Below are 5,919 nucleotides of genomic sequence, written 5' to 3' on the forward strand. Positions count from 1 at the left end.
GTGGCGCCACGGGTGGCAGCTCGACGGCCTGCGTGCCCGCGCAGAACAGCACGGCCAACACCACGCTCAGCCGCGAGATCGCGCGCGCTGCGGGAGGGCGCGGCAGACGAAGTTCGGCGAGGCGTGCGAGTGGCATGGCGGGCGTCCTGATGTTGCGGCTTGCGCAGTGTCCGGCGTGGCTGCGGGGCGCACCATCCCCCGTCTGCAGGACAGCCCCGGGGCTTGCGCCATTCGCATGGACAATGCCGCGATGCTGGCTGGCTTTGCTCCCTTGACCGACACCCGCACCCGACTGCTGGTGCTGGGCAGTTTCCCCGGCGTGGCCTCGCTGGATGCGGCGCAGTACTACGCCCATCCGCGCAACCAGTTCTGGCCCATCGTCGGCCAACTGCTGGGGCTGGACCTGAAGGCCATGGCCTACGAAGACCGGCTGGCCGCCGTGCGCGAGCGCGGGCTGGGCATCTGGGACGTGTACGCCGCCTGCGAGCGCGAAGGCAGCCTGGACAGTGCGATCCAGCAAGCCGAGTTCAACGACTTCGCCAGCCTCATCCCCACGCTGCCGCTGCTGCGCGGCATTGCCCACAACGGCGGCGAATCGGCCCGCGCGCAGCGCTTCACCGCCAGCTTCGGCGTGCCGGTGTTCAAGCTGCCCTCCACCAGCCCGGCCAATGCCTCCTGGTCTTTCGAACGCAAGCTGGCCGCCTGGCGGCGGGTGTTTGCCGAATGCGGCCTGATCGAACCCTAGTCTTCATGCCTTCCAAGAAAACCAACACCGCTGCCGAGCCCGAGATGGTCGGCGCCACGATGTCCGAATATGACGGCGTGCGTTTCCTGCACCTGGACTCCATCTGGATCCAGGGCGCCATGCGCATTTCCAAGCCCAACCAGCTGGAGCTGGAGTACATCCAGCGCATGATGGCCTGGCTGCTGTGGCGGCCGGAAGAGGAGGTGACCGAGGGCCACAGCGTGCAGCTGGGCCTGGGCGCCGCAGCCATCACCCGCTTCACGCACAAGGTGCTGCGCATGAAGACGACTGCAGTGGAGATCAACCCGTCCGTCATCCAGGCCTGCCGTCTCTGGTTCCGCCTGCCGGACGACGACGCCAAGCTCAGCGTGGTGAACCAGAACGCCGCACGCTGGGTGCTGGACCCGGCCAACCGCCACACGGCGCAGGTGCTGAACGTGGACCTCTACGACCACGACGCCGCCGAGCCGGTGCTGGACGACGAGCCCTTCTATGCCGCCTGCCGCGACGTGCTGGACGAAGGCGGGCTGATGACCGTCAACCTGTTCGGCCGCCACGCCAGCTTCCAGCGCAGCGCCGCGCGCATTGCCCGCGTCTTCGGGCTGGACCAGGTCTGGAGCCTGCGGCCCACGCAGGAGGGCAACACGGTGGTCGTCGCGGCCCGGCATGTAAAGGTGCCGGACCGCGAGACCCTGACGGCGCGCGCCGCTAACATCGAAAGCCGCTTCGGCCTGCCGGCGCGCAAATGGCTGCGCATGGTGCGGCCACTCGACCCAGCCCTGCTGGCCGGGCCTGCCAGCTGATGATGTCCTTGCCTGCTAGCCATTGATGAACGCTCCGATCCGCGCCGCTGACCGTCCCGCCGCCGCCCCGCGCGGCCCGCTGGACATGCGCCACCTGCTCAAGTGGCTTCGCGACGATGGCGCGCTCAGCACAGAGGAGGCCGAGCGCCTGGTGCGGCGCTTCGGCCAGGCGGGCTCCAGCCTGCATCCGCTGCTGCGCCTGGGCGGTGCCGGCCTGGTGGACGCGCGCAACCAGCAGCAGCTGACCGTCGAGACGCTGACCGCCTGGCTGGGCCAGCGCTTCAACCTGCCGGTGCTGAAGATCGACCCGCTGCGTGTGGAAGCCAGCCGGGTGCAGGAGGTCATGTCCCAGGCCTATGCCGAGAGCCGGCGCGCGCTGCCGGTGGCAGTGGGGCCAACCGAGATCACCATCGCCACCTGCGAACCGTTTGCGGTCGACTGGGTGGCCGAGATCGAGGCCCACACCAAGCGCAAGATCCGCCTGGTGCTGACTTCGCCCGACGAAGTGGCACGCTTCACCGCCGAGTTCTACCAGCTCGCGCAAAGCGTGCGCGTGGCCCGCAAGAGCAGCGCCGACAGTGGCGCCTCGAACAACTTCGAGGCCCTGGTCGACCTGAAGTCCAAGGACACGCTGGACGCCAATGACCAGGGCGTGATCCAGATCGTCGACTGGCTGTGGCAATACGCCTTCGAGCAGCGCGCCAGCGACATCCACCTGGAGCCGCGGCGCGACACCGGCGCGGTGCGTTTTCGCATTGACGGCGTGCTGCACACGGTGCACCAGGTGCCGCAGACGGTGATGGCGGCGATGACCGCGCGCATCAAGCTGCTGGGCCGCATGGACGTGATCGAACGCCGCCGGCCGCAGGACGGCCGCATCAAGACCCGCCGTCCCGACGGGCAGGGCGAGGTCGAAATGCGGCTGTCCACGCTGCCCACCGCCTTTGGCGAGAAGGTGGTGATGCGGATCTTCGACCCGACCGCTGCCAACAAGCCCTTCGACGCGCTGGGTTTCTCGGCCGACGAGGCCAGCCGCTGGCGCGGCCTGATCGAGCGGCCGCACGGCATCATCCTGGTCACCGGCCCGACAGGCTCGGGCAAGACGACCACGCTGTACGCCACGCTGAAGAAGCTGGCGACCGACGAGGTCAACGTCTGCACGGTGGAAGACCCGATCGAGATGATCGAGCCCAGCTTCAACCAGACCCAGGTGCAGCCGTCAGTGGACCTGGGTTTTGCCGAAGGCCTGCGGGCGCTGATGCGGCAGGACCCGGACATCATCATGGTCGGCGAAATCCGCGACCTGGAAACCGCCGAGATGGCGATCCAGGCCGCGCTCACCGGCCACCTGGTCTTCTCGACGCTGCACACCAACGACGCGCCCTCGGCCATCACCCGCATGGTGGACCTGGGTGTGCCGCCGTACCTGATCTCGGCCACCGTGGTGGGCGTTTTGGCCCAGCGCCTGGCGCGCACGCTGTGCAAGGCCTGCGCCGTGCCGGACCCGCTGGTGACGCCCGAGATGCTGCAGGACCAGGCCAAGCCCTTCAAACTGGCCGGCCCGCTGCGCCCGCACAAGGCCGTGGGCTGCCAGGTCTGCCGCGGCACCGGCTACCGTGGCCGCTCGTCCTTGTACGAGCTGATGGTGATGGAACAGGCCCACCAGGAAGCCATTCACCCACGCCTGGAGCCGGCGCTGTTGCGCCAGCGTTCACTGGAAAAAGGCCTGCAGCCGCTGCGCCTGGCGGGCCTGAACAAGGTCGCACAAGGTGTGACCACGCTGGAAGAAGTGCTGCGTTCCACCCCGCGTTGGGAGGGTTGAGCCCCCTCAGCGAATCCGCTCGCCCTGAGCCTGTCGAAGGGCCGCACGCGACGACCTGACAAGGCTTCGACAAGCTCAGCCCGAACGGGAAAGGCGGCTCAGCCCGAACCTGGAAGGTGGCTCAGCCCGAACGGGGAAAGTGACTCGTCTGGCGCCCCCACACCGTTCGCCCTGAGCTTGTCGAAGGGTCCCGGTCTAGGCATTGGGCTTACGTGTATTCCACAGCGGCCTGTCATGGCTCGCTGCCTAGAATCTGTCGGGAACCTGTCATTGGAGGAGATCTCGTGAAGATAAAGAGTCAGAAGGACTTCTGGTCCGGCCTGATGTTCGTGGCGGTGGGCATTGCCTTCGCCTGGGGCGCCACTGAATACAGCTTCGGCAGTTCGGCCCGCCCGGGTCCGGGTTACTTCCCGTTTGGCCTCGGCATCCTGATGGCTGTGCTGGGTGGCGTGGTGCTGTTCAAGGCGCTGACCATCGAGTCGGCCGACGGCGATCCGGTCGGCAGCTTTGCCTGGCGGCCGCTGCTCGTCATCCTGGCCGCAGTGTTTGTCTTCGGCCTGACGCTGGAGCGCCTGGGCATGTTCATCTCGCTGCCGCTGCTGGTGATCATCTCCAGCCTGGCCAGTGAAGAGTTCAGCTGGCGTGCCGCCATCCTGAACGCCGTGGTGCTGACCGCAATGTCCTGGGCCGTTTTCGTGCTCGGCCTCAAGTTGATCATTCCGCTGTGGCCGACCGTGTTCGGCCTGGGCGGCTGAAAGGGCAGTTGCAGTCATGGACCTGATTTCAAACCTCGGCATCGGCTTTCACACGGCCTTCACGCTGACGAACCTGGCCTACGCGTTTTTCGGCGCGATCCTGGGCACGCTGATTGGCGTGCTGCCCGGCCTGGGCCCGGTCGCGACCATCGCGATGCTGTTGCCGTCCATCTATTCGCTGGACGCCACCCCCGCGCTGATCATGCTGGCCGGCATCTACTACGGCGCGCAGTACGGTGGTTCGACCACTGCCATCCTGATCAACGTGCCGGGTGAATCCAGCTCGGTGGTCACAGCCATCGACGGCTACCAGATGGCCCGCAAGGGCCGCGCCGGTGCGGCGCTGGCCGCGGCCGGCCTGGGCTCGTTCTTCGCGGGTTGCGTGGGCACCATCATCATCGCGGCCTTCGCGCCGCCCTTGACCGAACTGGCCTTCAAGTTCGGCCCGGCCGAGTACTTCTCGCTGATGGTGCTGGGCCTGATCGGTGCGGTGGTGCTGGCCTCGGGCTCGCTGGTCAAGGCGATCTGCATGATCCTCTTGGGCCTGCTGCTCGGCCAGATCAACACCGACGTGATCTCCGGCACGCCGCGCTACAGCTTCGACATTGCCGAGCTGACCGACGGCATCAACTTCGTGACCATCGCGATGGGTGTGTTCGGCTTCGGTGAAATCATCGCCAACCTCGGCCAGCCGGCCGAGCACCGCGAAGTCTTCACCAAGGACGTGAAGGGCCTGTGGCCGACCAAGCAGGACTTCATGGACGCCTGGCCCGCCGTGCTGCGCGGCACCGCGCTGGGTTCCATCCTCGGCGTGCTGCCGGGTGGCGGTGCCTTGCTGGCCTCGTTCGCGGCCTACACGCTGGAGAAGAAGACCCGCGGCCGCAAGGGCGAAGTGCCGTTCGGCCAGGGCAACATCCGCGGCGTGGCGGGTCCCGAGTCGGCCAACAACGCCGGCGCGCAAACCAGCTTCATCCCGATGCTGACGCTGGGTATCCCGCCCAACGCGGTGATGGCGCTGATGGTGGGTGCGATGACCATCAAGGGCATCCAGCCCGGCCCGCAGGTCATGACCAGCAACCCGGAGCTGTTCTGGGGCCTGATCGCCTCGATGTGGATCGGCAACCTGATGCTGGTGATCCTGAACCTGCCGCTGATCGGCATGTGGATCAAGCTGCTGACCGTGCCTTACCGCCTGCTGTTCCCGGCCATCCTGACCTTCTGCTGCATTGGCCTGTACACGCTGAACAACAACACCTTCGACGTCTACATGGCGGTCGGGTTCGGCTTCGTCGGCTACCTGTTCTACAAGCTGGGCTGCGAGCCTGCGCCGCTGCTGCTGGGTTTCATCCTCGGACCGATGATGGAAGAGAACCTGCGCCGTGCGTTGCTGCTGTCGCGTGGTGACTGGGCCACCTTCATGACGCGTCCGCTGTCGGCCGGCCTGCTGATCGCCGCGGCCTTGATGATCGTGGTCGTGATGCTGCCGTCCATCAAGAACAAGCGCGAAGAAGCCTTCCAGGAAGACTGATGACAGCACGCCTACCGCTTCGCTGCGGTGTGGCGGGTCCGTGATGACCCGTACCTCTGATGGCCCCGCCAAGCCCTACGCTCGGCGGGGCTTTTTTGTTCAGGCGGTCCTTCCGCGATGATTGCGTGTGCCCATGCGTGAAGTTCCACCGCCAGATGACAGCGACCCCCAGGCCAGGCTGCCGCTGGGGACCGAGACGGAGGTACCGGGCCCGGTAGAAGCCGCCGTGGAGGCTGCGGCCATCGCGCCGGAAGTGCCGGCGTCCC

5 protein-coding genes are annotated in these 5,919 nt (G+C 67.0%); all 5 read left to right on the forward strand.

What is annotated here, in order from left to right:
• Positions 1-250 precede the first annotated feature (250 nt).
• Positions 251-745 carry a DNA-deoxyinosine glycosylase gene (locus FKP22_RS18540; protein WP_233446887.1) on the forward strand — a complete coding sequence of 165 codons (495 nt, stop codon included), beginning with the start codon at positions 251-253 and terminating at the stop codon, positions 743-745.
• A 5-nt stretch (positions 746-750) separates the two neighbouring features.
• A complete protein-coding gene (locus FKP22_RS18545; RefSeq protein WP_141289141.1) occupies positions 751-1,548 on the forward strand; it encodes a spermine/spermidine synthase domain-containing protein in 798 nt (265 codons plus the stop codon).
• Between the two features lie 25 nt (positions 1,549-1,573).
• Positions 1,574-3,370, forward strand: a complete 1,797-nt coding sequence (locus tag FKP22_RS18550) for a GspE/PulE family protein (RefSeq protein ID WP_141289143.1) — start codon at positions 1,574-1,576, stop codon at positions 3,368-3,370.
• 284 nt (positions 3,371-3,654) lie between these two features.
• Positions 3,655-4,125, forward strand: coding sequence for a tripartite tricarboxylate transporter TctB family protein (locus tag FKP22_RS18555; RefSeq protein WP_141289145.1), 471 nt, complete (start codon positions 3,655-3,657; stop codon positions 4,123-4,125).
• Positions 4,126-4,141: 16 nt separating this feature from the next.
• Positions 4,142-5,653: a tripartite tricarboxylate transporter permease gene (locus tag FKP22_RS18560; RefSeq protein ID WP_141289147.1), complete on the forward strand. Its 1,512-nt coding sequence runs from the start codon at positions 4,142-4,144 to the stop codon at positions 5,651-5,653.
• The last annotated feature ends 266 nt before the right edge of the window (positions 5,654-5,919 follow it).

The organism is Ideonella azotifigens, from assembly GCF_006519715.1.
GTDB classification, from domain to species: Bacteria; Pseudomonadota; Gammaproteobacteria; order Burkholderiales; family Burkholderiaceae_C; genus Ideonella; species Ideonella azotifigens.

Bases quoted from the DNA above. Each gene is read 5' to 3' on its own strand.
- FKP22_RS18545 (WP_141289141.1), top strand. From the start codon at position 751: ATGCCTTCCAAGAAAACCAACACCGCTGCCGAGCCCGAGATGGTCGGC.
- FKP22_RS18550 (WP_141289143.1), top strand. From the start codon at position 1,574: ATGAACGCTCCGATCCGCGCCGCTGACCGTCCCGCCGCCGCCCCGCGC.
- FKP22_RS18540 (WP_233446887.1), top strand. From the start codon at position 251: ATGCTGGCTGGCTTTGCTCCCTTGACCGACACCCGCACCCGACTGCTG.
- FKP22_RS18560 (WP_141289147.1), top strand. From the start codon at position 4,142: ATGGACCTGATTTCAAACCTCGGCATCGGCTTTCACACGGCCTTCACG.